The sequence below is a fragment of the Kribbella pittospori genome, from assembly GCF_004331465.1.
GTDB lineage: Bacteria > Actinomycetota > Actinomycetes > Propionibacteriales > Kribbellaceae > Kribbella > Kribbella pittospori.
Genome location: NZ_SJKB01000001.1, coordinates 1,334,339 through 1,358,643, shown reverse-complemented (window position 1 = coordinate 1,358,643; position 24,305 = coordinate 1,334,339). Strand labels below are relative to the sequence as shown.

Sequence of the window (24,305 nt, the reverse complement as noted above, 5' to 3'; positions counted from 1 at the left end):
GGTGGGGGTCAGGAGTCTTCGAGGCGGAAGCCGACCTTGAGGCCGACCTGGTAGTGGTCGATCTCGTTGTCGATGATGTGGCCGCGGATCTCCGTCACCTCGAACCAGTCCAGGTGCCGAAGGGTCTCGCCGGCCCGGCTGACGGCGTTGGTGATGGCCTGATTCAGGCCCTCTTTGGACGTGCCCACGATCTCGGTCACGCGGTAGGTGCGATCGGTCATCGAACGTTCCTTCCATCCTGCCTGCGCCCGGGCGGCCGGCGCGGCGTACCGTTGGTGTTGGTGAGGAGGATAGATGTCGAGACGTCGTGAACGGACCGGCGAAACCGTCATCTCGGTGACGAATGCACAGCCGGGCCGATCCGAGGATCTGGACAGCCGGATCGCTCGGTACGCCTGGATGATGTCGATTCGCATCGTCTGCTTCGTGCTGGCCGTGCTCACCCCGTCGCCGTGGCGCTGGATGTTCATCGTGGCGGCGGTGTTCCTGCCCTACATCGCGGTGGTGCTGGCGAACGCGCAGCGCTCCTCGACGGTGTCCGGTGCCGAGCACTTCATCGCCCCGGAGCGGCCCGCGATCGGCTCGCATCCCGGCGTCGTCACGCAGCCGGATCCGGACCCGGATACCGACCGTCCGATCGACACCGAAAAGTGATCTGTGCCGGGACTGGAAACTCGGACAGGATCCGTGTCAGAATCTCCCGCGTGCTCTGAAGTTCATGAGTGGAATTCAGGGACTTGATGCGGCGTCGGACGGCTCCCCCCGTGGCTGTCCGACGTCGCTTCATTTTCCCCACACTTTTGATTATTGAGTGGTCAGGAACAATTGCCTGCGACCACCGGAATGGCTCTCACGATGACCGAAGAAGCACTCCCGTCCGTCTGCTCCGCCAAGGGATGTGGGCAGCCGGCCACGTGGGCGCTGCTGTGGAACAACCCGAAGATCCACACGCCGGAGCGGCGCAAGACCTGGCTCGCGTGCGACGAACACAAGGAGAGCCTGTCGGACTTCCTGGCCCGCAGGTCATTCCTGCGAGAGGTCGAGCCTTTCTCCTAAGTGTTAGGCCCGCACCGAAAAACTGCATTTCCGGATTGGGCCGGTATGACGGTCAGCCGCCGATCGCCGACATCGGGCGGGTGGGCTGCAGGAAGCTCGGGTCGTTGATGCCGTGGCCGGGCAGTTTGTTCCGCATCGCGCGCCGCCAGCGGTCCGCGAGTTCCTCGTCGTCCGCACCGCCGCGCAGCGCCGATCGCAGGTCCGACTCGGTCCGCGCGAACAGGCAGTCGCGGACCTGACCGTCGGCCGTCAGCCGGACCCGGTCACAGTCTCCGCAGAACGGCCTGGTGACCGACGCAATGATCCCGACCGTCTGTGGTCCGCCCCGAACTGTAAACGATTCCGCCGGCGCACTCCCGCGGGTCGCCGCGTCCGTCGGCTCCAGGTCGAACCGATCCGACAACTGCTCGAGGATCTCGTCCGCGGTCACCATCGTGGCCCGGTTCCAACCGTGCTGGGCGTCGAGCGGCATCTGCTCGATGAACCGCAGTTCGTAACCACGTTCGAGGCAGTACTCCAGCAACTGCGGCGCTTGCTGGTCGTTCACGCCGCGCATGAGGACGGCGTTGACCTTCACCGGCGTCAGTCCGGCCGCCTGCGCAGCATCGAGTCCGGCCAGTACGTCCTTCAGCCGATCCCGCCGAGCCAGCTCGATGAAGGTGTCCTGGTCGATCGTGTCGAGGCTCACATTCACCCGGTCCAGGCCGGCATCCTTGAGTGCCTGCGCTTGCCGCGCGAGGCCGATCCCGTTGGTGGTCAGCGACACCTCGGGCCGGGGCGCCAGCTCCGTCGTACGGGCGACGATGCCGACCAGGCCGCGCCGCAGCAGCGGCTCGCCGCCGGTGAAGCGAATCTCCTGCACACCAAGGTGTTTCACGGCGACCGACACCAGCCGGACCACCTCGTCGTCGGTCAGCAGCTCGGGCTTGGCCAGCCAGTCGAGGCCTTCCTCGGGCATGCAGTACGAGCAACGCAGATTGCAGCGGTCCGTGAGTGAGACACGCAGGTCAGTGGCGACGCGGCCGAACCGGTCCGCCAGACCGAGTTGCATCACTTCCTCCGTTGCCGTCATCCCTCCAGCCTACGTGCCGGGGACAGACAGTTTCAGGTGATGGCTTAAGTTCGAGATGTGGGTCGTCTCCTGAATGTCCGCTGGATCGCCGCCGCGCTGGCGGTCCTGGTGCTCGCCGGCGTGTGCGTCGAGCTCGGTCGCTGGCAGTTGCATCGCCTGGACGACCGGAAGGCCCGCAACGACGTGACGCGGGCCAATCTGGCCGCTCCGCCGGCGCCGATCGACCAGATCGTCGGCGCGCAGGGCCTGGTCGGCGACCAGCACGCCTGGCGTACGGCGGTCGTCACCGGCCGGTACGACGCGTCGAAGCAGATCGTCATGCGCTACCGCAATGTGGACGATCGTCCAGGCTTCGAGATCGTCACGCCGCTGGTCCTCTCGAACGGCAAGGCGGTGCTGGTGGACCGCGGTTTCCTGGCCCGTCAGGGCGCCGAACTCGCGCCCGGCCACATCCCCGCCGTACCCAGCGGCGAGGTGAGCATCACCGGTCGCCTGCGCCGCAGCGAGCGCGGCGGCAGCACCAACGGCGGTACGCCGGACAACGGTACGGCGCGCCTGATCAACGGGCCGGACTTCGCCAAGGCCCTCGGCCTGAACCTGTACGACGGCTACCTCACCGTGGACAAGCAGGATCCGGCCAACGACCCGGACTTCGGCGCGTTCCCCGGTCCGGAGATCGACGACGGGCCACACTTCTTCTACGCGCTGCAGTGGTTCTTCTTCGCCCTGCTCGCGATCGGCGGACTGGTCTACTTCTCCCGACAGGACTCACGCGGTGACACCTCCTCCAGCGACTCCTCAGCCGACGACGGGCCCGCAGCGGCCACAGCCGAAGAAGACCAACCCGAAGAAGCTCGCGCCGGAGCGCCGGATTGAGGACTACGCACTGATCGGAGACCTCCAGACCGCCGCGCTGGTGTCCCGGCAAGGCTCGATCGACTGGCTGTGTGTCCCCCGGTTCGACTCCCCCGCCTGCTTCGCCGCCCTGATCGGAACCGACGACAACGGTCACTGGCGCCTCTGCCCGCAGGACGCCGACGCGACCAGCAGCCGCCACTACCGCGGCGACACGCTCGTGCTGGAGACCGAGTGGTCCACCGACAGCGGTTCGGTTCGGGTGATCGACTTCATGCCGCCGCGGGACGCCGCGCCGGACGTCGTACGGATCGTGCAAGGCATCAGCGGCCGGGTCGCGATGCGGTCCGAGGTGCGGCTGCGCTTCGACTACGGGCATGTGGTCCCGTGGGTGCGGAGTGTCGACGGTCAGGTGGTGGCGATCGCCGGTCCGGACGCGGTGTCGCTGCGGTCCGACGTTCATCAGTACGGCCGCGACTTCGCGACGTACGCCGAATTCGAGGTGTCGGCCGGCGATCAGGCTTGGTTCGTGCTCACCTGGCATCCGTCGCATGAGGACGTACCGAATCCGATCGATGCGCTCGACTCGCTGGAGCCGACGGAGTCGTTCTGGACGGAGTGGATCGGGCGCAGCACCGGCGCCAACGGGACGAGCGAGGAGGTCACCCGATCCCTGCTCACGCTGAAGGCGCTCACCTACGCGCCGTCCGGCGGCATCGTCGCGGCCCCGACGACCTCACTCCCCGAGGCGCTCGGTGGGTCGCGCAACTGGGACTACCGGTTCTGCTGGTTGCGGGACGCAACGATGACGCTGTCGGCGATGCTGCGGACCGGGTACACCGAGGAGGCGCACGCCTGGCGGGACTGGCTGCTGCGCGCCATCGCCGGCTCGCCCGCCGACCTGCAGATCATGTACGGCGTGACCGGAGAACGGCGGTTGACGGAGTTCGAGGCGGACTGGCTGCCCGGGTTTGCGTCCTCGGCGCCGGTGCGGATCGGGAACGCCGCCGCCGAACAACTGCAGATCGACGTGTTCGGCGAGGTGATGGACGTGCTCGCGCTGGCCCGGGAGTCGCAGGTCGGGGCGAGCGACGACGCCTGGTCGATGCAGCGCGGCCTGATGCGCCACCTGACCGAGGTGTGGAGCGAGCCGGACGAAGGGATCTGGGAGGTCCGCGGCGGCCGGCAGCACTTCACCTACTCCAAGGTGATGGCGTGGGTCGCGTTCGACCGCGCGGCGCGGGCGGTCGAACGGTACGGGATGGGCGGGCCGGCCAAGCAGTGGCGGGCGATCGCGCACGAGATCCACCGGGAGGTGTGCGAGAAGGCGTACGACTCCGACCGGAACACCTTCACCCAGGCGTACGGCAGCAAGGCGCTGGATGCCGCCGTACTGCTGATCCCGCAGGTCGGGTTCCTGCCGCCGGAGGACCCGCGGGTGGTGGGCACGGTCGAGACCGTGCGCCGGGAGTTGGCGTCGGACGGTTTCGTCCGCCGGTATCTGACCGAGCACACCGACGACGGGTTGGGCGGCGACGAGGGCGCGTTCCTGATCTGCTCGTTCTGGCTGGCCGATTCGCTGGCGATGATCGGCCGGGTCGGCGAGGCACGCTCCCTGCACGAGAAGCTTGTTGCCCTGCGCAACGACGTGGGGCTGCTGGCGGAGGAGTACGACCCGGTGGCGGGGCGGATGCTCGGGAACTTCCCGCAGGCGTTCTCGCATCTCGGTCTGGTGAACACCTCCTGGCACCTGACCACGGCCGAGTCGCCGCTGCGCAGGTCGGCGTACTAGGACGGCTACTGGTTCTTGCCATCGGCCACGAACCGTCAAGGTGCGCGATGGGGTGTGGTGAGGCAGGATGGTGGTCGTGGACCTCGGACTTCGCGACCGCACGTACATCGTCACCGGAGCCAGCGGCGGACTCGGCTTCGCCACCGCCAAAGCCCTCGCGGCTGAAGGTGCCCGGCTGGTGATCTCCAGCCGCAACGAGGAGTCGATCTCGCGGGCCGCGGCCGAGCTCGGGGGGAACGTGGTCGGCATCCCGGTCGACAACGCCGACCCCGAGAGTGCCGAGCGGCTGGCCGCGACGGCGATCGCCAAGTGGGGCGCGCTGCACGGCGCTCTGATCAGCGTCGGTGGTCCGCGGCCGGGGACGGCGCTCGACACCGACGAGGAGGACTGGCGGAACGCGTTCGACAGCGTCTTCCTCGGCGGGCTGCGGATCGCGCGGTCGGTCGCCCGGGCCGGCTCCGAGGGTACGTCGATCGCGTTCGTCCTGTCGTCGTCGGTGAAGTCGCCGATCAGCGGGCTGGCGATCTCCAACGGGCTGCGCCCGGGGTTGGCGATGGTCGCGAAGACGCTCGCGGACGAGCTCGGCCCGAACGGGATCCGGGTCAACGGCCTGATGCCGGGCCGGATCGCCACCGACCGCCTGAAGGAGCTCGACGCCAAGGGCGGTGACCCCGAGGCCGCCCGTCGCGCCTCCGAGAAGACCATCCCGCTGCGCCGCTACGGCGACCCCGACGAGTTCGGCCGGGCCGCCGCCTTCATCCTCTCCCCCGCCGCCTCCTACATCACCGGCGCCATCATCCCCATCGACGGCGGAGCCCTCCGCACCATCTGATGCCGTACCGGTTCTGCTCGCCGACGCCGTCCCCGGATCCACCGGTTGATGCAGCACTCGATCGGCCGGCTGGCGGTTTAGTCACTCGATGACGCCTTACATCCCGCCAGCCATGAAATAACCCGCCAGCGACGCAAGCCGAATCCCCGCGGCGCCGCTCCAGACGTGCTCGATGGCGGGTTAGCTACCCGCTGGCGGCTTACATCCCACCAGCCGCGAAACAACCCGCCAGCGAGGATCCGCCGAGAGGTGTCAGGGCTGAGGCTCGATTCGGTTGCCTTGCTCGTCCCAGTGGTCGGCTACCTTCTTGCTCGGCTGGACGCGCGGCGGCTCGCCGGGCATCTTCGGGTAGTCCGGCGGGAAGTTCAGCTCGCCGCCCGGGAGCTCCTCCCACAGCTGCAGCAGCGGGTCGAGCGAGTACGCCGTCTCATCCATGTCCGCCCACGGGTCACCATCAGTGAGGTACTCCGGGACGGTATGCAGGTTGAACGCCCGCGGATCGTCGACCTCGGCCAGCCGCTCCCACGTCATCGGCGTACTGACCGGCGCACCGGGCCGCGGCCGGAGTGACCACGCACCGGCGACCGTGCGGTCGCGCAGGTTCTGGTTGAAGTCGAGGAAGACCGCCGCGTCGCCGCGCTCCTCCTTCCACCACGCGGTGGTGACGGTGTCGTCGCGGCGTTCCAACTCCCGCCCGAGGCCGATCGCCGCGTGCCGGACCTCGTGGAACGACCACTCCGGCCGGATCCGCACGTAGATGTGGATCCCCCGGTTGCCGCTGCTCTTCGGATACCCGCGAAGACCCAGCTCCTCGAGCAACTCCCGGGCGACGCCGGCGACCCGCCGGGCGTCGGTGAACGTCGCCCCCGGCTGCGGGTCGAGGTCGATCCGCAGCTCGTCCGGATGGTCGAGATCGCCCTTGCGCACGGCCCATGGGTGGAAGGTCAGGGTGCCCATCTGAGCCGCCCAGACCGCGGCCCCGATCTCGGTCAGGCACAGCTCGTCGATCGGGCGGTCGTTCGGCGTCAGGACTCTGCAGGTCTCGAGCCAGTCCGGGGCGCCCTTCGGCAGGCGCTTGGAGTAGAAGCCGTCGCCGGTCTGCCGGCCGGTCGCGTCCACGGACAGCGTCATCCCCTCACGCCAGCCGCCGGGCCAGCGCTCCAGCGCGACCGGACGGTCGCCCGACGCGTGCATGAACGCGGCACCGACGCTGACGAAGTACTCACAGACCTGGAGCTTGGTGACCTCCGGAGCCCAGTCTGTCGCCTCGTAGACGACCCGCTCCGGGCTGGAGACGCGGACTTCCCGGTCCCCCGCGGGGAGCATCACCGCTGTGGTCTTCGCCATGGCGTGACGGTATCGCCCGGAACCGACCAAACCGGCGGCAGAACGGCGGAAAGCCAACTTTTCTCTACCTCTGGCCACGCCACGTGACCGAGCGGTAACGTTCCAGCACCTCGTTCCCGGGGCGTGAGGCCCCCGGGACGCTGATGAAGGAGCGCGAGGATGAACAGATCCGCCCTGTTCGCCGCTGCTACCGCAGTGGCGACCACTACCGCCCTCGGTCTGACCAGCGCCACCACCGCCATCGGTGCGCCGACGGCAGACCCCCTCCCCACCCCGGCCGCCGCCGTCGCCCGGGCCACGGCCGCCATCGGCAACAATCTCGCCGTACTGCGAGCCACCGGTTCGGACGCCTTCGTCGTCCGCGACGTCCTCGTCGACCCCGACGGGTCGAGCCACGTCCGGATGGATCGGACCATCGGCGGACTCAAGGTCCTCGGCGGCGACGTCGTCGTACACCAGGCCAAGGACGGCAGCTGGAAGGGTGCCAGCCTGAGCCTGACCCGCAGCGCGAACGTCGGCCGCACCCCGAAGCTCAGCCTCGCCACAGCGACTTCGAAGGCACTCACCCGCGGTCAGAAGGCCGAGGGCAAACCCGCGCTGGTGATCGAGGCCCGCAAGGGCGCGCCGCGCCTGGCCTACCTGGTCACCACCGCCGGAACCCAGCCGGACGGTACGCCGAGCCACATCACCACCACCGTGGACGCACTCACCGGCGCGAAGCTGGTCAGCGAGCAGCACATCGAAACCGCGACCGGCGACGGCCAGAGCCTGTACTCCGGCACCGTCCCGCTCGACACCACCGCGGCCACCGGCGGCTTCACGCTCACCGACCCGGTCCGCGGCAACGGCTTCACCGCCGACGCGAACAACAAGACCGACTCGATCCTGTGCCAGTTGTTCGGCATCGGCTGCCCGACCCCGACCCGGTTCACCGACGCCGACAACCACTGGGGCACCGGCACCACCGCGAGCCGCGCCACCGCCGCCGTCGACGCGCACTACGGCGCCGCGACCACGTTCGACTACTACAAGAACGTGCACGGCCGGAACGGCATCTTCAACAACGGCAAGGGCGTGCCGAGCCGGGTGCACTACGGCACCAACTACGTGAACGCCTTCTGGGACGGCAAGCAGATGACGTACGGCGACGGCGACGGCGTGACCGCCGGCCCGCTGGTGTCGATCGACGTGGCCGGCCACGAGATGTCCCATGGCGTCACCTCGGCGACCGCGAACCTGACCTACTCCGGTGAGTCCGGCGGCCTGAACGAGGCGACCAGCGACATCTTCGGCACCATGGTCGAGTTCTACTCGAACAAGGCCTCCGACCCGGGTGACTACTACATCGGCGAGGAGATCATGAAGGACCGGCCGGCGCTGCGGTACATGGACAAGCCGAGCAAGGACGGCAACTCCCCCGACTGCTGGTCCTCCGGCGTGGGCAACCTCGACGTGCACTACTCGTCCGGGATCGCGAACCACTTCGCCTACCTGCTCGCCGAGGGCAGCGGCGCCAAGACGATCGGCGGGCTGCCGCACAACTCGCCGACCTGCAACGGTTCGACGCTGACCGGCATCGGCCACCAGAAGCTCGAGAAGATCTGGTACCGCGCGCTGACGACGTACATGACCACGGGTACGACGTACGCCCAGGCGCGGACGGCGACGCTGAACGCGGCCACCGACCTGTACGGCGCCAGCAGCCCCGAGCGGGCCGCTGTCGCGGCGACCTGGACCGCGGTCAGCGTCAACTGACGACCCGCCGTGCCGGAGGCACGGCGGTGTGCGATGACTTCACCGGTCCTGTCCCACTGGGGCGGACAGGACCGGTGAACAAACGCTTTGTCCATTGCCCTGCGGGGGCGACCCACCTACCGTCACAAGCATGGGTGGGGAGCCCGGGGGACATTTCGGACGGCGTGAGGCCAAGCTGCGTGAAGCCAGGCCACTACTGCTGGTCGTCGACGCTGACCCGGAGCGTCTGGAACGGTGTGAAACCGAGCTGGAGCGAGGCTTCGGCGTGGACTACAGAGTCCGCGGCGAGCTGACCACAACCGCTGCACTGACCTGCCTACAGCTCGCACACGACCTGCAGCACCGGGTTGCCGTCGTGATGGTCGACAATGCGCTGCCGGACAACGAGCGGGCCGAGATCCTGGCCGCGTCGAGGACTCTTCATCCGGACGCACGCCGTGCCCTGCTGATCGAGTGGGGTGCTTGGGCGACTCGGAGTACGGCGTCGGCGATCCTGTCCGCGATGTCTGTCGGCGACATCAACTACTACGTGCTGAAGCCGTGGATCGCGCAGGACGAGTTGTTCCACCGGACCGTCGCGGAGTTCGTGCAGGAGTGGTCGCGCTACGAGGTCGCCAATCTGCGTGAGGTGGTCGTGATCGCGTCCGATCACTCGGTCCGCGGTCAGGCGGTCCGCAGTCTGCTCGCGCGTAACGGGATCCCGAGCGCGTTCCGGGTCAGTGGTTCGGTGCCGGCGAACGCCGTACTGGAGTGGATCGGTGAGCCGGATCCCGGGGACAGCGTGCTGGTGTGGATGCCGGCCGTGGGTGGCATGGTGCTGCGCGATCCGACCGACGTGGAGATCGCCGAGGCGTGGGGTGTCTCGACGACGTTGGCCGCCGGCGAGGACTCGTTCGACCTTCTCGTGATCGGGGCCGGTCCGGGCGGATTGGCGGCCGCCGTCTATGCGTCGTCCGAAGGGCTGCGGACGCTGGTCGTGGAGCGGGAGGCGATCGGCGGGCAGGCTGGAACGAGTTCGCTGATCCGCAACTACCTGGGTTTCTCGCGCGGGATCCGCGGCTCCGAACTGGCTCAGCGCGGCTATCAGCAGGCGTGGGTCTTCGGTGCGCACTTCGTCCTGATGCGGTCGATCGAACGGCTCGAGCAGCGGGACGGTCATTTCGTCGCGGAGATCGGTGACGTGGGCCAGGTGACGGCTCGGGCGGTCATCCTGGCGACCGGAGTGGCGTACCGGCGGCTCGACGTACCGGCGCTGGAGCAGTTGATGGGGACAGGGGTGTACTACGGCGCCAGTGTGTCGGAAGCCCATGGTCTGAAGGATCGCGACGCGTGCGTGGTCGGTGGCGGCAACTCGGCCGGGCAGGCGGTCCTGCACCTGGCCCGTTACTGCAAGCTGGTCACGTTGGTGATCCGGGGCAAGGATCTCGTCGCGAGTATGTCGAAGTACCTGATCGACGCGATCGATGCCGCGCCCAACGTGGTCGTGCGGTCCTGGAGCGAGGTCGTCGGCGGTGGCGGCGACGGGCGGCTGCAGTGGGTGACGCTGCGCGACCGTACGTCGGGCGGCGAGGAGCGACTCGACGTCGACGGGTTGTTCGTGATGATCGGCGCAGTTCCCGGCACGCAGTGGCTGCCGGACGAGGTCCGCCGGGACGAGCGCGGCTTCGTGCTGACCGGATCGGACGCCGCGGCGGATCCGGGCTGGGCCGAGGACCGTCCGCCACAGCCGTACGAGACGACGATGCCCGGGGTGTTCGCGATCGGCGACGTCCGCAGTGGTTCGGTGAAGCGGGTGGCGTCGGCCGTCGGTGAAGGGTCCGTGGTGGTCTCGCAGGTCCACACCCATCTCAAGGTGTCCGAGGATGCCTGAACGGCGGTTCGTCTACACCCCGGCGATGGTTGTCCTGACCGCGCTGGTGCTGGTGGTTCCGCTGGCCGGGTTGGTACTCCTGGTCCAGAGACCGAAGTTGGATGTGCACTGGGAGCACCACCCGTCGCATTTCTGGCTGGTGCTGATCACCGCGGTGCTGAGCGCCGTACTGGCGTACCTCACGGGTGCGGCTGCCCTGCGGCGGGGTGATCCGCGGGTTCTGCTGGTGTCGCTGGCGTTCCTGTCGGCGGCCGGGTTCCTCGGCCTGCACGCGTTGGCGACGCCGAAGATCCTGCTGGACACACCGAACGCGGGATTCACCCTCGCAACGCCCATCGGGGTCGCGGTCGCGTCGATCTTCGCAGTCCTGTCGAGCCTGAACATGTCCGGCGATCGGGTGTCGGCCTGGGTCCGGCGGGGGCGGATCCTGCGTGCGGCGCTGCTGACCCTGATGGCGTTGTGGGCGGTGGCGTCGATCCTGCGCCTGCCGCCGTTGCACGACACCGCCGTACCGGAGGTCGCCGATGGCATCCTCACCGCGCTCGCCGTACCGGCTGTGCTGTTGTACGTCGTCGCGGCCGCCCGCTACCTGCACACGTGGTGGCGGAAGCCGTCGTTGATGCTGCTGTCGATGATCGCCGCGTTCATCCTGCTCGCCGAGGCGATGGTCGCGATGGTGTTCGCGACGAACTGGGCGCTGTCGTGGTGGGAGTGGCACGTGCTGATGCTGGCCGCGTTCGTGCTGGTCGTCGTCGGCGTCCGGATCCAGTGGTACGAGGAACGGTTCGCCGATCTGTATCTCGACGACACCGTCTCGGGCCGGCGCGAGTTGAGCGTGCTGTTCGCGGATCTGCAGGGGTTCACCACCTTCTCGGAGAACCATGACCCGGCCGAGGTCACCACGATGCTGAACACCTACTTCCAGGTCGTCGTACCTCCCGTCGTACGACGTCATGGCGGCGACGTCGACCGGATCATCGGCGACGCGCTGATGGTGACCTTCAACAAGCGGGGAAACCAGCCTGACCACGCGGCCCGCGCGGCCGCGGCCGGGCTCGCGCTGCAGGAGGCCGCGGCGGCTGTGCAGGCGGCGCACCCGAACTGGCCGCGGTTCCGGGTCGGGATCAACAGCGGGATCGCCTCGGTCAGCCTGCTCGGCACCGAGGGCGGCCGGACCCACACGGTCATCGGCGACACCGTGAACGTCGCCTCCCGGATCGAGGGCAAGGCACCGGGCGGCGGCGTCGCGATCGGCCCCGCTACGAAGGCGCTGCTGCCGGATGCTGTGACGCAGTCTTTGGGCCTGGTCGACCTCAAAGGCAAGGCCGAACCGGTCGAGGTTCACCAGCTGCTGGCGCTGTCCGGCGAATGATCACCCCTGCCTTCAGCGGCCGCACCTGGTGTTCACGTGTTGGACCTTGGCGGCGACTGGTCCGGGTGTGAGAATCCGGCTCATGTCTGCCCTGATCCGATCACGGCGCCGCCTGGGCGCCCTTGTGATCACCTCCAGTCTTGTGGTTTCCGGTCTGGGGGTGGCCTTGCTGGCCGCACCGGCCGACGCGGCCTCGACCGATGTGCTCATCACCGAGGTGTACGGCGGCGGTGGCAACACAGGTGCCGCGTACACGAACGACTTCGTCGAGCTGACCAACAACTCCAGCGCGCCGGTGGACGTGAGCGGCTGGTCGATCCAGTACGCGTCCGCGGCCGGCTCGACCTGGCAGGTGACGAACCTGACCGGGACGATCGCGCCGGGAGCGGCGTACCTGGTCCAGGAAGGCGCGGGCGCCGGGAACGGCCAGCCGATGCCGACGCCGAACGTGTCCGGCGGCATCGCGATGTCGGCCACCGCCGGGAAGGTCGCGCTGGTCACCAACCAGACCGCGCTGGCCTGCGGGGCGACCTGCCACGCCGACGCGGGGGTGAAGGACTACATCGGCTACGGCACCGCGACCGACTTCGAGACCGCGGCCGCGCCGGGCCTGTCGAACAGCACCTCGGCCGCGCGCGTCGACGCGTCCACGGACACCGACAACAACGGCGCCGACTTCGCCGCCGGCAACCCGTCGCCGGGCACCGTCACCTCGACCCCGACCGAGCCGCCGGTGGACGCGAAGATCCACGACATCCAGGGCGCCGCGCACCTGTCTCCGCTGGCCGGCAAGGCGGTCAAGAACGTGACCGGCGTGGTCACCGCGAAGAGCAGCAACGGCTTCTGGTTCCAGGACCCGCAGCCCGACACCGACCCGGCCACCAGCGAAGGCGTCTTCGTCTTCACCAGCTCCGCGCCGACCGTGGCCGTCGGTGACGCGCTGACCGTCCAGGGCACCGTCGCCGAGTTCCGCCCCGGCGGCTCCGGCGGCACCGACAACCTGACCACCACGGAGATCACCAACCCGACGATCACCGTCACCGGCACCGCGTCCGTACCGGCCCCGACGATCGTCGGGCCTGGCGGCCGGGTCCCGCCGTCGACCGTGATCGACGACGACTCCAACGGCGACGTCGAGACGACCAGTACGGCGTTCGACCCGGCCAACGACGGCCTCGACTTCTGGGAGTCGCTGGAGGGCATGTGGCTCGGCATCAACCAGCCCGAGGTCACCGGTCCGACCAGTTCGTTCCGCGAGCTGTCCGTCGTACCGGCCGGATCGTCGGTCCGGACCGTGCGCGGCGGCATCCTGCTGCAGAAGACCGACAGCAACCCCGAGCGGGTGCTGCTCGACGACGTGCTGACGCCGATCCCGGACGCGAAGACCGGCGACAAGCTGGCCGGAGTGGTCCCCGGTGTTCTCGACTACTCGTTCGGCAACTTCAAGTTCCTGCCGACGCAGACGCCGACAGTCATCGACGGTGGCGTGCAGCGTGAGACGGCCCAGCGCTCGTCTCCGCTGCAGGTGTCGGTGGCGACGTTCAACGTGGAGAACCTGGACCCGTCCGACGGCGAGGCGAAGTTCGACGGGCTGGCGCAGGCGGTCGTGAAGAACCTGGCCGCACCGGACATCCTCGGACTGGAGGAAGTGCAGGACAACGACGGCGCGACGAACTCCGGCAACCCCGCGGCGAACCTCACTCTCGACATGCTCGTCGCGGCGATCCAGAAGGCGGGCGGACCGAAGTACGCCTATCGCCAGATCGACCCGGTGAACAACCAGGAGGGCGGCGAGCCGGGCGGCAACATCCGGGTCGCGTTCATGTACCGCACCGACAAGCCGGTGAAGTTCGTCGACCGTCCCGGCGGCGGCTCGACCGTCCCGACCACCATCACCACCGACCGGTTCGGCCGGCCGCACCTGAGCTCGTCGCCTGGTCGCGTCGACCCGGCCAACCCGGCCTGGGAGGCCACCCGGGTCCCGCTGGCCGGCGAGTTCACCTGGCACGGCCAGAGCATGTTCGTGGTGGTCAACCACTTCAGCTCCAAGGGTGGCGACGACCCGCTCTGGGGCCGGACCCAGCCGCCGATGCAGGTGACCGCGGCGAAGCGGCACCAGCAGGCTGAGTCGGTGCGCGGGTTCGTGGACCAGATCCTGGCCAAGGACAAGGGCGCGAACGTGATCGTGCTCGGTGACCTGAACGACTTCGACTGGTCGGAGACCGCCGACATCCTGGTCGGGTCCGGCAAGACGTCGTTGATCGACATGCCGCGGACGCTGCCGCTGCCGGAGCGCTACAGCTACGTGTTCGAGGGCAACAGCCAGATCCTGGACCAGATCCTGGTCTCCCGGAACCTGCAGCCGGCCTCGACGTACGACGTGGTGCACATGAACGCGGAGTTCCCGGACCAGATCAGCGACCACGATCCCCAGGTCGTGCGGGTGATCCCGCTGCCCTCCTGGGTGCACTGATTGCGGGAGTCTTACGGCGGCCGCCCGGGCGGGGTTTTCCTTGCCCGGGCGGCCACAATGGAGTCGTGACAGACGACACCAAGCAGTACGCCGTGACCAAGTCCGATGCGGAGTGGAAGGCGCAGCTCTCCCCCGCCGAATTCCACGTGCTGCGCAAGGCCGGTACCGAGCGGCCCTTCGTCGGTGAGTACACCGACACGAAGACCGTCGGTGTCTACAAGTGCCGCGCCTGTGACGCAGAGTTGTTCCGCAGCGAATCCAAGTTCGACTCGCACTGTGGCTGGCCGTCGTTCTTCGCCCCACTGGCCGAGGACCGGGTCCAGTACATCGAGGACAGCACACTCGGCATGAAGCGCGTCGAGGTCCGCTGCGCCAACTGCGGCTCCCACCTCGGCCACGTCTTCGAAGGCGAGGGCTACGACACCCCCACCGACCTCCGCTACTGCATCAACAGCATCAGCCTGACCCTCACCCCGGCCTGATCAGCAGGCAGCCACCCCGGGACTCAGATCGGGGTGGCTAGGGCTATGGGGTTGCCTTCGGGGTCGGCGGTGTAGGCCTGGCGTTCGCCCCAGGGCATGGTGGCCGGCTCTTGGAGGATGGGGTGGCCGGCCTCGCGGAAGAGTTCGACCGAGGCTTCTACGTTGTCGACGTACACGAAGAGCTCGAACCGGGGGGCGGTGCCGACGGTGATGCCGAGCTGGGCCTGGGGCCAGTTGGCGTCGGCGATGCCCAGGGACGAGTCGCCGCGCTCGAGGCCGACGTAGTGCGGGTCGCCCTCGAGTGGGAACTGGTACGTCGGTTCGTACCCGAGCAGCGTGTAGAAACCGACGGACCGGCGTACGTCGCTCACGTACAGCACCGGGAAGGCCTTACGGTGCCCAGCCACGGCCGTCAGGCCAGGTTGGCGACCAGCTCGCCGAGCTCGGTCCGCTTGCCCGTGTAGAAGGGCACTTCCTCGCGCACGTGCCGCCGGGCGGTGGACGCCCGCAGGTCGCGCATCAGGTCGACCATCCGGTGCAGTTCGTCGGCCTCGAACGCCAGGATCCACTCGTAGTCGCCGAGCGCGAACGACGCGACCGTGTTCGCCCGTACGTCGGGGTAGGTCCGCGCCATCTTCCCGTGCTCGGCGAGCATGAACCGCCGCTCCTCGTCCGGCAGCAGGTACCACTCGTACGACCGCACGAACGGGTACACGCAGATGTACGCCCGCGCCTCCTCGTCGGCCAGGAACGCCGGGATGTGGCTCTTGTTGAACTCGGCCGGCCGGTGCAGCGCGAACTGCGACCAGACCGGCACCAGGTGCCGCCCGAGCCGGGACCGGCGCAGCGCGTGGTACGCCTTCTGCAGCGCGTCCGACGTCGGCGCGTGCCACCAGATCATGAAGTCGGCGTCGGCCCGGAAGCCCTCGACGTCGTAGATGCCGCGGATCACCACGTCGTCCGTGGCCAGCTTGGCGACCAGCTCGGACAGTTCGGCGGTCAGCTCGTCCCGGTCCGCGTCGCCCAGCGGGGTCTCCACCTTGAAGACCGACCACAGGGTGTAGCGGATCACATTGTTCAGCTCACGCGCCTTCGGCTTCTGTGTCACGGAGCCATTGTCTCCAATGCGGCTAAATGCGCCTGCACCCGGGTCGCTGCCTGCCCACCCGACGCCACGCACGCAGCGATCCCGACCCCTCGGTACGCCGCTCCGCACACAGCCAGACCGGGCTCCGCCTCAACCGCCGCCTCGACCCGGTCAACACGGTCCAGATGCCCCACGGCGTATTGCGGAAGCCCACCACCCCACCGGGTCACCAGCGACCCCACCACGGGTGCCTGAAGCCCGACAGCACGACCCAGATCGGCCGTCGCCAGCGCCACCAACTCCTCGTCGGACCGCTGCAGGACGTACTCCTCCCCCAGCCTCCCGACCGAGCACCGCAGTACGGCGAGTTCTCCACCGGCCGCACCCGACCACTCCCACTTCGCATGCGAGTACGTCGACGCCTTGATCGTCCGCCCCTCCACCGACGGCACCAGGAACCCGGACCCGGTGGCCGCCTCCGGCCAGTCCTGCTTGCGGATCGCGAGCGTCACGATCGCCATACTCGCGTACTCGATCGTCGCCAGCTCCGTCGATGCCGCCGGCACCAGCTCCGCCAGCATCCGGGCCGCCGGAGTGGCCGGTACGGCGACTATCACCGCGTCGGCCTCCAAGAAAGTCGGCGCAGGCACCGGCCCAGCCTCCAGCGAGTAGCCGTTGGCGGTCCGCGTGATCCGTCGTACGGCGAGCTTGCGCCGGATGTCGACGCCGCGCGCGGTCAGGTCCTTCTCCAACGCGCCGATCAGCCGGTTGATCCCACCAACGATGCCGGCGAACACCGGCGCTCCCGCCCGTCGCTGTCCGGCCTCACGCATCTCCGCGGTCGCGGCGAGCAGGCTCGGTGCCGTCCGCAGCTTGGCGTACAGCTCCGGCACCGCGGCCGCCAGCGAGATCTCCTCCGCCCGCCCGGCATATACCCCGCCAAGCAGCGGGTCGATCAGCTTGTCCGTCACCGCCGGACCCATCCGCGAGGCGACGAACCGCCCGATCGCGACGTCCTCCGTCAGCGCAGGCGCCGGCAGGTCGACCTCGTGCGCGACCGCTTCGGCTCCCTCGGACCCGAGTACGTCGGCCGTCGCGGCGGGGTCCATCGGGACACCCATCACCGTCGGCGGGATACCCCGGATCCGGTCGCCGATCCATAGTCCGGCCGACGTAGTCGCCGGATGCACCAGGTCGTCACCGAGCCCGACCGCCTTGATCAGGTCGACCGCCTCCGGCCGCCGGGCCAGCACCGACTCGGCCCCGAGGTCGACCGGCACACCCTCGAGCACATCACCCGCGAGCTTGCCGCCGAGCCGTGGCGACCCCTCCAGCACCGTGATCCGCGGCGGGTTCGGCCCGGTCGCCAGCGCGTACGCCGCCGCCAGCCCACTGATCCCGCCACCGACCACAACGACCCGGCTCACACGTCCTCCAGCGTCAACTCGAACCCAAGACGGGCCGCCGGGTCGGCCACGCGGCGGAACCCGGCTCGCATCAGCACCGCCTGCGACGCCACATTCCGGTCCGACGTCCCCGCTCGCAGCATCTTCAGCCCGTACGACGACGCGGCGAGCCTGGCGACCGCACGGACCGCCGCCGACGCGAGCCCCTGGCCGGTCGCCTTCTCCGCGATCCGGTAGCCGAGCTCGGCCGAACCGTTCTCGAGGTCCATGAGGTTCACCCGTCCGACCACCGCGCCGGAGGCATCCACCAAGACGTGAAACCGGCAGATCCCGGCCTCCTGCTCGGCCAGCAGCGCCTGATGCCGCTCCGCGAACGAGGTGAAGAAATCGTCACCGCGATCCTCGATCCAGGCGGCGAAGTACTCCCGGTTCTCCCGCTCGAAGGCGAGGACGGCGTCGGCGTGCTCGGCGGTCAGCGGCTCGAGGGTGACGTCGTGGTCAGGCAGGTACACGGGCCGACTTCGCGTGGACGTACTCGACGATCCGGGTCAGCACCTCAGGGTCAGCGTTCGGCGGGACACCGTGCCCGAGGTTGAAGATGTGGCCGGGAGCGGCCTTCCCCTCCGCGAGGATCCGGTCGATCTCGGGCTCCACCGCCTCCCAGGGAGCGAACAGCAAGGCCGGATCCAGGTTGCCCTGCACCGGTTTCGGACCGGCTCCGGCCGCGGTGATCCGGCGTACCGCCTCGTCCAGCGGCACCCGCCAGTCGACACCGACGACGTCAGCGCCGGCGCCGCTCATCAGCCCGAGCAGCTCACCCGTGTTCACGCCGAAGTGCACCCGAGGTACGCCGTACGACGCCATCGATTCGAACACCTTCGCGGAGTGCGGCAGCACGAACCGCTCGTAGTCGCGTGGCGACAGCCCGCCCGCCCACGAGTCGAACAGCTGGATCGCGGACGCGCCCGCCTCGACCTGCACCGACAGGTACGCGATCGCCACGTCGGCCAGCCGATCCGCGAGCGCGTGCCAAAGGTCCGGGTCGCTGTACATCAGCGCCTTGGTCTTCGCGAAGTCCTTGCTCGGCCCACCTTCGACCAGGTACGACGCCACTGTGAACGGGGCCCCCGCGAAGCCGATGAGCGGCGTACCGTCCAGCTCCGAGACCAACTGCTTCACGGAGTCCGTGGTGTACGGCACGTCCGCGGGAGTGACCGGCCGCACCGCTGCCAGGCCGGCTGCGTCGCGGATCGGGTCCGCAACCACCGGGCCGACCCCGGGCTTGATCTCGATGTCGAAGCCGGCCGACTTCAGCGGCAGCACGATGTCGGCGTAGAAGACCGCCGCGTCGACGCCGTAACGGCGTACCGGCTGCAGCGTTATCTCCACAACGAGGTCGGGACGCATGCAGGACTCGAGCATCGTGATCCCCTGGCGGATCGCACGGTACTCGGGCAACGCCCGCCCGGCCTGCCGCATGAACCACACCGGCGTGTGCGGGCCCGGCTCACCTCGAGCGGCGAGCAGAAAGGCGGAACGGTCGAGCGCGCGGGACTGTGGCAGAGGCACACAGCGATAATCCCACGCGCGGAATTTCACCCGTGAGCGGCCGTCGCACGCGGTTACCGGCGCGTCGTCACAGGCGTCGGTGAGTAATCAGTCGTAGGCTGCCAAGCATGGGTGCCCGCAAGCAGGTCGACGCGCCACCCGCGGAGTTCGCCGAGGCCGTGACGCAGTTACGCGGTGCCCGGTTCAGGCCCGAGGTATTCGTCGAGGAGATGCCCGCACCGCAGCGGATCGCACCGCACGCGGCCGCGGTCAGCGCCGATGTGACGGTCGACGGCGACGATCTCGCCACCGGTCGCCTCGTCATCCTCTACGACCCGGACGGGAACGACGCCTGGCAGTCGACCTTCCGCTGTGTCGCGTACGTGCGTGCCGCCGTCGAACCGGAGATGGTGACCGACGCGCTGCTCGGTGGCGTGGGCTGGACCTGGCTGATGGAGGCGCTGGCGGACCGGGGCGCGGACTTCCAGGCGCCGAGCGGTACCGTCACCAGGGTGGTATCGGAAAGCTTCGGCGGTATGGCCGACGACGACGCGACGGCGGAGATCGAGATCCGTGCGTCCTGGAGCCCTGTGCCGGGGCCTGGTGGTCTGGTGGATGTGACCCGGCACGCTGAGGCGTGGGGCGAAGTTCTCTGCACGGCGGCCGGACTGCCGCCGGTTCCGCCGGGGGTCGTGGCGATGCCGACCCGGCGCGGACAGCGGGGCCGATGAGCCCGGCCGAAACCCAGCAGCCGCCCGTCCCGGACGACCCGACCGCGAACCTGCCCCTGCTAGAACTCCGTGACGGCCTCTCCGACGTCATCGACACCGACCCAGCCCTGACCGACGTGGTCGAGGCCTTCCAGGCCGGCACCGGGCCGGTCGCCGTCGACGCCGAGCGCGCGTCCGGCTACCGCTACTCCCACCGGGCCTACCTGGTGCAACTGCGCCGCGAGGGCGCCGGCTCCGCGCTGGTCGACCCGATCCCGTTCGGCGACCTGTCCGCGCTCGGCGACGCGATCGTGGACGCCGAGTGGATCATCCACGCCGCGAACCAGGACCTGGCCTGCCTGGCCGAGGTCGGGATGGTGCCGCGGAGGGTGTTCGACACCGAACTGGCCGGCCGCCTGCTCGGGTACCCGAAGGTCGGCCTCGCCTCGCTGGTCAGCGAAGTCCTCGGCTACCGGATGCGCAAGGAGCACTCCGCCGCCGACTGGTCGACCCGCCCGCTGCCGGCGCCCTGGCTCGTGTACGCCGCTCTCGACGTCGAGATGCTGATCGAGTTGCGCGACGCGATCGAGGCCGAACTGCGCCGCGAGGGCAAGTGGGAGTGGGCCGAGCAGGAGTTCGCCTCGATTCTGTCCGCGCCACCCCGTGAGCCGAAGCCGGACCCGTGGCGCCGCACGTCGGGGATGCACCGCGTCCGCAATCGCCGCAGTCTGGCCGTCGTACGGGCGTTGTGGGAGGCGCGGGACCAGATCGCCGAGTCCGCGGACATCTCCCCCGGCCGGATCCTGCCGGACGCCGCGATCGTCGAGGCTGCGTCGGCGATGCCGGCCGACCGGGACACGCTCCAGCGGCTGACGGCGTTCAAGGGCCGGGGCGCGCACCGGCACATGCGGACGTGGTGGGAGGCGATCGACCACGCACGCCGCCTCCCCGACTCCGAGCTACCGAAGCAGGGCCCGCGGTACGACGGCCCGCCGCCGGCTCGCGCCTGGGCCGATCGGGATCCGGACGCGGCAGCCCGTTTGTCGGCCGCCCGCTCCTCCGTCGCCGAGATCGCCGAGGCGCACCGCCTCCCGACCGAGAACCTGCTCTCCCCCGACACCATCCGCCGGCTCGCCTGGTCGCCACCACCGGACCTCAGCCTCGAGGTGGTGACGACCTTCTTGCGCGAGCACAACGCCCGCGAGTGGCAGATCGGGCTCACCGCCGGCGTCCTGACCGATGCGATGGAGTCCGAGGCCCCGAAGGAACAGCTCGACTGATCAGCCGGCCGGCCGGAACAGTGAGCTCTGCACGTACTCCAGCGCCTTGGTGAACTTCTCGTCGCCGAACCGGCGGCCCAGCTCGGCCTCGTCGACCTCCTCGATCCTGGTCTGCAGCCAGTACAGGTTGCCGAACGGGTCGTGCACGCGCGCCACGATGTCGCCCCAGAACAGATGCGTCGGCTCGGTCACCACGGTGCCGCCGGCCGCCACCGCCTGCTTCAGCGCGGTCTCCACGTCCGGGACGTAGAGGCGCAGGAAGGCAGGCGTCGGCGGCCAGTCCGGCTTGTCGAACATCATCACCACCGAGTCGCCGATCCGCATCTCGGCGTGGCCGATGTTCCCGTGCTCGTCGACCACCCGGCCGCCGAGGTCCACCGCATCGAACGCGTCCGCGAGGAAGTCCATCAGCCCGGCGGTGTCGTGCCCGATGATCCACGGCGTCACCGAGTGATAGCCCTCGGGGATCGGGTTCACAGTCGTCATGGTCACTGCTCCTTCGCGGTTCGGTTACCACCACCGTAGGAGCAGTACCGGCCAGATTCTGGCCTCTACTTCAGCGCGACCACATCCTGTTGCTGGTCCGCCCAGGTGACGACAACCGTGTCCCCGTCGGCCTCGGCAGAGATCCCGTCGGTAGTGCAGTCCTGACCGCTGAGCACCACGACGGCGGCGTACACGCGTCCGGGTTCGAGCGCAGTCTCGACCCACGGGGTGACAGACACTTCACCGAAGGCGTTGACTCCCTCTCGGGTGGTGCTGCCCGCCTGCCACTCGCCGATCAGCGGTACGACGGCCGACACCCGACCAGACCCCGTCAGCGCGTAGCCGGAGATCGTCAGGGTCAGCGGTTCACCGTCGTACTGGCCCTCCACGCGGGCGATGCGGACCTCGAAGGGACCGCGGAGGACGGACGCGGTGACCATCGACAGGTCGGCTGTTTCTGGGTCCTCCGTCCCGAACTGCACGGGGAATCGGCTGACCGCCGTCCGCGGGCCAAGGCTCAGGAGGGTGATCGGCCGGCGCTGCGACCAGCGTCCGTCGGGCCTTCGCACCGCGACCTGGTTGTCCGGGACCTCGTCCGCGTCGACCAGATCCGGCCCGGTGATCGTCGAGTACGCGTGGCGGCAGTAGAGCGGATCCTCCGGAGCCAGTTCGGTCCCGGCGTGGTCGGTGCCGTGGTTGACGACACGCACGATGCCGTCGGCCGTCGTACCCGAGATGAGCCAACCCGGCTGTCGCGCCACGACCGAGACGTCGGCCTGCTCGAGCTGCAACGGCTCCTCGCGATCTGTCCACACCGGATGACCAGCCGGCAGCACCAGTCCGGCGAAGCCAAGACTCGCCCAGTACGGCGATCCCGGACCGGAGTACGACTGCCGCATCCGCGGGAACGCCGTACGCCACCCGAGACCGAGCAGACCGCGGTCGTCCCACGCACCGGAGTCGGCGAACCAACTGAGGATGCCGCTGGTCAGACGCCGGGTCGCGCCAGGAGGCAACGGACTCGCGTCGAAGATCGCGCCGGCCCAGTACGGCGATGCCGTGGCGAACCGGTACACGAGCGAGCGGCCTTGGTGGAGTGGCGCGCCATCGGCCCCGACGAGATGCTGGGCGGTACCGAGGTACTCCCGCAGCCGCTCGCGATAACCGTCGAGCAGCTCCCTCGTCTCGCCGGACATGCGGCAGTACCACAGCGAGAACAGGTGCATGACCCAGCCGTTGTACCAGTCGTAGTGCGTGGTCCTGCCCTCGCGGATCCCGTCGGTGTACCAGCCGTCGCCTTGGTAGAACGTGTCCAGCGTCGCGATGTTCTTCTCGATCACGGCCTCGTCGCACGGCCCGCCGACCGAGCGCAGGAAGGCGAGGGTGACGTTCTGGAACCACAGCCAGTTGCTCGCCGAGTACGTGACCTCATTGGCCGGCGCCAACCAGTCGACGACCTGCGCACGCGTCCGGTCGTCCAACTTGTCCCACACCTGGGCACGGGATTCGTGCAGTGCGATCGCCATCGCGGCCGCCTCGACGCGCGGCTGACCGAACTCCGTCAGCCGCGGCCAGGCCTCCGCTGACGTCGGGTCCGCACCCGCGGCGAGGCCTTCGGCGTACCAACCGGCGTGATCGTGCGGGTCGCCGTCCGACCCAGCCAGCTTGAATCCTGCGGTCAGAAAGGATCGAGCGAACCCTTCCAGCCCGTCGCTCGCCTTCCCGGACCTGGACGCCGGACCGGGAGGATCGAGATTCGCGTGGCGCGGGCTCGCGAAGTCCCGCAAGGCGAGCAAGGTCCGATCGGCCGTCTGCTCCCAGTGCTCACGCGTCCATCCGGTGTACGGCGACAGCGCTCGATCTTCTGTCAGTCGCTCGGCGTTCCGTCGTTCACCCATGGCCATCCCTCCGCATCCCAGTGCAGCTCGTCCATCATCAGCTTGCGGGTCTGCACGGACGGCAGGTGGTTGCCGTCGGCGTCGTACCACGGATAGCCGTGGTAGAAGATCATCTGCCGCTGCTGCCCGCCGATGCGGACGTCGGTGATGAACTGGTGGCCGGGCGAGGCGACCCGGTCGTCGCCGCGCAGGATCGGCGTCGGATGCTTGCCGGCGTCGAAGTTCCCCATCGGCGAGGTCGCTCGGGCGACTCCGACCGCATAGTTGCCGTTCCAGGTGTAGAGATTCCCGCTGTAGAACAGGTAGTAGCTACCGTCGCGGTACAGCATGCTCGGACCCTCGACCGAGTTGCCTTCCCAGGGCAGTGTCACGTGCATGATCTCGGTGGCCGGACCGACTCGGGTCAGGCCGTCCGGCGAGAGCCGGCCGATCGAGATGCGCTTGGTCAGCGTCCCCTGGAGGTCGTCCTTCCAGATCAGGTACCGCGCACCGTCCACGTCCTGGAACATGGTGGCGTCGATCATCGAGTAGTCAGGCATGCCGGCCAGCGGCGTGGGATTCAGCTGCCAGCCCTTCTCGAGGTTGTCCGAGGTGGCGACGTAGATCTTGTTGAACTGGCCCGGCGCCGTCCGCATGTTGAAGTAGGCGACCCACTGATCACCGATCTGGTACACCTCCGGTGCCCAGAAGTCGACGTACCCAGCCGGCGGCTCGACGAAGCGACCGAGGTCCTCCCAGGAGTGCCCCGCATCCCGCGACCGGTACTCCTTCAACCCGGTCGTGAACGCGTACCAAGTGTTGCCCCGGACAACAATCCCTGGATCCGCCGCCGGACACTCGTGCAACGGATTCGGATACTCCCCAGGACCAACCCGCGACGCACAAGGCACCGCGGTGGCAGCGAAGGCGGGCATCGTAGCGACGACGCTGCCGCTTCCTGCCAGGACGAGCGCCGCGGCTGTCGCCGCCGCGCGTATGACCAGT

The 24,305-nt window shown here is 69.0% G+C and carries 23 protein-coding genes; 12 read left to right on the top strand and 11 right to left on the bottom strand.

What is annotated here, in order from left to right; genetic code table 11:
- Nucleotides 1-8 precede the first annotated feature (8 nt).
- Nucleotides 9-221 carry a dodecin gene (locus tag E0H73_RS06195; RefSeq protein WP_131352382.1) on the bottom strand — a complete coding sequence of 71 codons (213 nt, stop codon included), beginning with the start codon at nucleotides 219-221 and terminating at the stop codon, nucleotides 9-11.
- Between the two features lie 73 nt (nucleotides 222-294).
- Between E0H73_RS06195 and E0H73_RS06190 the strand changes: the two genes are divergently transcribed.
- Nucleotides 295-654, top strand: coding sequence for a DUF3099 domain-containing protein (locus E0H73_RS06190; protein ID WP_131352380.1), 360 nt, complete (start codon nucleotides 295-297; stop codon nucleotides 652-654).
- A 201-nt stretch (nucleotides 655-855) separates the two neighbouring features.
- Nucleotides 856-1,056 (top strand): hypothetical protein, encoded by a 201-nt coding sequence (locus tag E0H73_RS06185; protein ID WP_131352378.1) that lies wholly within the window; start codon nucleotides 856-858, stop codon nucleotides 1,054-1,056.
- A 52-nt stretch (nucleotides 1,057-1,108) separates the two neighbouring features.
- Here E0H73_RS06185 and moaA read toward each other — a convergent pair whose 3' ends face one another.
- Nucleotides 1,109-2,128 carry a GTP 3',8-cyclase MoaA gene (gene moaA / locus E0H73_RS06180; protein WP_238163835.1) on the bottom strand — a complete coding sequence of 340 codons (1,020 nt, stop codon included), beginning with the start codon at nucleotides 2,126-2,128 and terminating at the stop codon, nucleotides 1,109-1,111.
- 57 nt (nucleotides 2,129-2,185) lie between these two features.
- Here moaA and E0H73_RS06175 point away from each other — a divergent pair, with 57 nt between their 5' ends.
- The 3 genes from E0H73_RS06175 (at nucleotide 2,186) to E0H73_RS06165 (ending at nucleotide 5,607) form a co-directional block, all read left to right on the top strand.
- Nucleotides 2,186-3,004 carry an SURF1 family cytochrome oxidase biogenesis protein gene (locus E0H73_RS06175; protein WP_238163834.1) on the top strand — a complete coding sequence of 273 codons (819 nt, stop codon included), beginning with the start codon at nucleotides 2,186-2,188 and terminating at the stop codon, nucleotides 3,002-3,004.
- Nucleotides 2,904-4,775, top strand: a complete 1,872-nt coding sequence (locus tag E0H73_RS06170; RefSeq protein ID WP_238163833.1) for a glycoside hydrolase family 15 protein — start codon at nucleotides 2,904-2,906, stop codon at nucleotides 4,773-4,775. The genes E0H73_RS06175 and E0H73_RS06170 overlap by 101 nt, the downstream gene beginning before the upstream one ends.
- Before the next feature lie 67 nt (nucleotides 4,776-4,842).
- Entirely contained in the window at nucleotides 4,843-5,607 is a 765-nt protein-coding gene (locus E0H73_RS06165; RefSeq protein ID WP_238163832.1) for an SDR family oxidoreductase, read from the top strand.
- A 252-nt stretch (nucleotides 5,608-5,859) separates the two neighbouring features.
- On the opposite strand, the gene E0H73_RS06160 is transcribed toward E0H73_RS06165, so the two are convergent.
- Nucleotides 5,860-6,954 carry a DNA polymerase domain-containing protein gene (locus tag E0H73_RS06160; RefSeq protein WP_131352376.1) on the bottom strand — a complete coding sequence of 365 codons (1,095 nt, stop codon included), beginning with the start codon at nucleotides 6,952-6,954 and terminating at the stop codon, nucleotides 5,860-5,862.
- Nucleotides 6,955-7,113: 159 nt separating this feature from the next.
- Between E0H73_RS06160 and E0H73_RS06155 the strand changes: the two genes are divergently transcribed.
- The 5 genes from E0H73_RS06155 (at nucleotide 7,114) to msrB (ending at nucleotide 14,906) form a co-directional block, all read left to right on the top strand.
- On the top strand, nucleotides 7,114-8,709 hold the full coding sequence (locus E0H73_RS06155; protein WP_131352374.1) for a M4 family metallopeptidase: 1,596 nt from the start codon (nucleotides 7,114-7,116) through the stop codon (nucleotides 8,707-8,709).
- Nucleotides 8,710-8,839: 130 nt separating this feature from the next.
- Nucleotides 8,840-10,579, top strand: coding sequence for an NAD(P)/FAD-dependent oxidoreductase (locus E0H73_RS47905; RefSeq protein ID WP_131352372.1), 1,740 nt, complete (start codon nucleotides 8,840-8,842; stop codon nucleotides 10,577-10,579).
- A complete protein-coding gene (locus E0H73_RS06145; protein ID WP_131352370.1) occupies nucleotides 10,572-11,951 on the top strand; it encodes an adenylate/guanylate cyclase domain-containing protein in 1,380 nt (459 codons plus the stop codon). Before E0H73_RS47905 ends, E0H73_RS06145 begins: the two co-directional genes overlap by 8 nt.
- 82 nt (nucleotides 11,952-12,033) lie before the next feature.
- On the top strand, nucleotides 12,034-14,424 hold the full coding sequence (locus E0H73_RS06140; RefSeq protein ID WP_131352368.1) for a lamin tail domain-containing protein: 2,391 nt from the start codon (nucleotides 12,034-12,036) through the stop codon (nucleotides 14,422-14,424).
- A 65-nt stretch (nucleotides 14,425-14,489) separates the two neighbouring features.
- Nucleotides 14,490-14,906, top strand: coding sequence for a peptide-methionine (R)-S-oxide reductase MsrB (msrB, locus tag E0H73_RS06135; RefSeq protein ID WP_131352366.1), 417 nt, complete (start codon nucleotides 14,490-14,492; stop codon nucleotides 14,904-14,906).
- Between the two features lie 23 nt (nucleotides 14,907-14,929).
- On the opposite strand, the gene E0H73_RS06130 is transcribed toward msrB, so the two are convergent.
- From E0H73_RS06130 to hemE, 5 genes are read right to left on the bottom strand one after another with little or no spacing between them, the layout of a single operon-like run.
- Nucleotides 14,930-15,313: a VOC family protein gene (locus E0H73_RS06130; protein WP_131352364.1), complete on the bottom strand. Its 384-nt coding sequence runs from the start codon at nucleotides 15,311-15,313 to the stop codon at nucleotides 14,930-14,932.
- 5 nt (nucleotides 15,314-15,318) lie between these two features.
- Nucleotides 15,319-16,014: a hydrogen peroxide-dependent heme synthase gene (gene hemQ / locus E0H73_RS06125; RefSeq protein WP_131352362.1), complete on the bottom strand. Its 696-nt coding sequence runs from the start codon at nucleotides 16,012-16,014 to the stop codon at nucleotides 15,319-15,321.
- Complete coding sequence (gene hemG, locus E0H73_RS06120; RefSeq protein ID WP_131352360.1) at nucleotides 16,011-17,420, bottom strand: protoporphyrinogen oxidase; 1,410 nt, start codon at nucleotides 17,418-17,420, stop codon at nucleotides 16,011-16,013. The genes hemQ and hemG overlap by 4 nt, the downstream gene beginning before the upstream one ends.
- Nucleotides 17,417-17,911 (bottom strand): GNAT family N-acetyltransferase, encoded by a 495-nt coding sequence (locus E0H73_RS06115; protein ID WP_238163831.1) that lies wholly within the window; start codon nucleotides 17,909-17,911, stop codon nucleotides 17,417-17,419. Before E0H73_RS06115 ends, hemG begins: the two co-directional genes overlap by 4 nt.
- Nucleotides 17,898-18,968 carry a uroporphyrinogen decarboxylase gene (gene hemE, locus E0H73_RS06110; RefSeq protein WP_131352358.1) on the bottom strand — a complete coding sequence of 357 codons (1,071 nt, stop codon included), beginning with the start codon at nucleotides 18,966-18,968 and terminating at the stop codon, nucleotides 17,898-17,900. Before hemE ends, E0H73_RS06115 begins: the two co-directional genes overlap by 14 nt.
- Nucleotides 18,969-19,075: 107 nt before the next feature.
- On the opposite strand from hemE, the gene E0H73_RS06105 reads away from it, so the two are divergent.
- Entirely contained in the window at nucleotides 19,076-19,678 is a 603-nt protein-coding gene (locus E0H73_RS06105) for a DUF3000 domain-containing protein (protein WP_131352356.1), read from the top strand.
- Nucleotides 19,675-20,937: a ribonuclease D gene (locus tag E0H73_RS06100; protein WP_131352354.1), complete on the top strand. Its 1,263-nt coding sequence runs from the start codon at nucleotides 19,675-19,677 to the stop codon at nucleotides 20,935-20,937. The genes E0H73_RS06105 and E0H73_RS06100 overlap by 4 nt, the downstream gene beginning before the upstream one ends.
- On the opposite strand, the gene E0H73_RS06095 is transcribed toward E0H73_RS06100, so the two are convergent.
- From E0H73_RS06095 to E0H73_RS06085, 3 genes are all read right to left on the bottom strand, one after another.
- Nucleotides 20,938-21,423: a VOC family protein gene (locus E0H73_RS06095; protein WP_131352351.1), complete on the bottom strand. Its 486-nt coding sequence runs from the start codon at nucleotides 21,421-21,423 to the stop codon at nucleotides 20,938-20,940.
- 65 nt (nucleotides 21,424-21,488) lie between these two features.
- Entirely contained in the window at nucleotides 21,489-23,321 is a 1,833-nt protein-coding gene (locus tag E0H73_RS06090) for a DUF2264 domain-containing protein (RefSeq protein WP_131352349.1), read from the bottom strand.
- Nucleotides 23,291-24,166 carry a family 43 glycosylhydrolase gene (locus tag E0H73_RS06085; protein ID WP_165555502.1) on the bottom strand — a complete coding sequence of 292 codons (876 nt, stop codon included), beginning with the start codon at nucleotides 24,164-24,166 and terminating at the stop codon, nucleotides 23,291-23,293. The genes E0H73_RS06090 and E0H73_RS06085 overlap by 31 nt, the downstream gene beginning before the upstream one ends.
- Nucleotides 24,167-24,305: the final 139 nt, after the last annotated feature.

What these genes read in the sequence shown, in the direction of transcription:
- E0H73_RS06195 (WP_131352382.1), bottom strand. Translation starts at nt 221, where the DNA reads ATGACCGATCGCACCTACCGCGTGACCGAGATCGTGGGCACGTCCAAA.
- E0H73_RS06160 (WP_131352376.1), bottom strand. Translation starts at nt 6,954, where the DNA reads ATGGCGAAGACCACAGCGGTGATGCTCCCCGCGGGGGACCGGGAAGTC.
- E0H73_RS06095 (WP_131352351.1), bottom strand. Translation starts at nt 21,423, where the DNA reads ATGACGACTGTGAACCCGATCCCCGAGGGCTATCACTCGGTGACGCCG.
- E0H73_RS06090 (WP_131352349.1), bottom strand. Translation starts at nt 23,321, where the DNA reads ATGGGTGAACGACGGAACGCCGAGCGACTGACAGAAGATCGAGCGCTG.
- E0H73_RS06190 (WP_131352380.1), top strand. Translation starts at nt 295, where the DNA reads ATGTCGAGACGTCGTGAACGGACCGGCGAAACCGTCATCTCGGTGACG.
- moaA (WP_238163835.1), bottom strand. Translation starts at nt 2,128, where the DNA reads ATGACGGCAACGGAGGAAGTGATGCAACTCGGTCTGGCGGACCGGTTC.
- E0H73_RS47905 (WP_131352372.1), top strand. Translation starts at nt 8,840, where the DNA reads ATGGGTGGGGAGCCCGGGGGACATTTCGGACGGCGTGAGGCCAAGCTG.
- E0H73_RS06185 (WP_131352378.1), top strand. Translation starts at nt 856, where the DNA reads ATGACCGAAGAAGCACTCCCGTCCGTCTGCTCCGCCAAGGGATGTGGG.
- E0H73_RS06155 (WP_131352374.1), top strand. Translation starts at nt 7,114, where the DNA reads ATGAACAGATCCGCCCTGTTCGCCGCTGCTACCGCAGTGGCGACCACT.
- E0H73_RS06105 (WP_131352356.1), top strand. Translation starts at nt 19,076, where the DNA reads ATGGGTGCCCGCAAGCAGGTCGACGCGCCACCCGCGGAGTTCGCCGAG.
- E0H73_RS06100 (WP_131352354.1), top strand. Translation starts at nt 19,675, where the DNA reads ATGAGCCCGGCCGAAACCCAGCAGCCGCCCGTCCCGGACGACCCGACC.
- E0H73_RS06140 (WP_131352368.1), top strand. Translation starts at nt 12,034, where the DNA reads ATGTCTGCCCTGATCCGATCACGGCGCCGCCTGGGCGCCCTTGTGATC.
- E0H73_RS06145 (WP_131352370.1), top strand. Translation starts at nt 10,572, where the DNA reads ATGCCTGAACGGCGGTTCGTCTACACCCCGGCGATGGTTGTCCTGACC.
- E0H73_RS06165 (WP_238163832.1), top strand. Translation starts at nt 4,843, where the DNA reads ATGGTGGTCGTGGACCTCGGACTTCGCGACCGCACGTACATCGTCACC.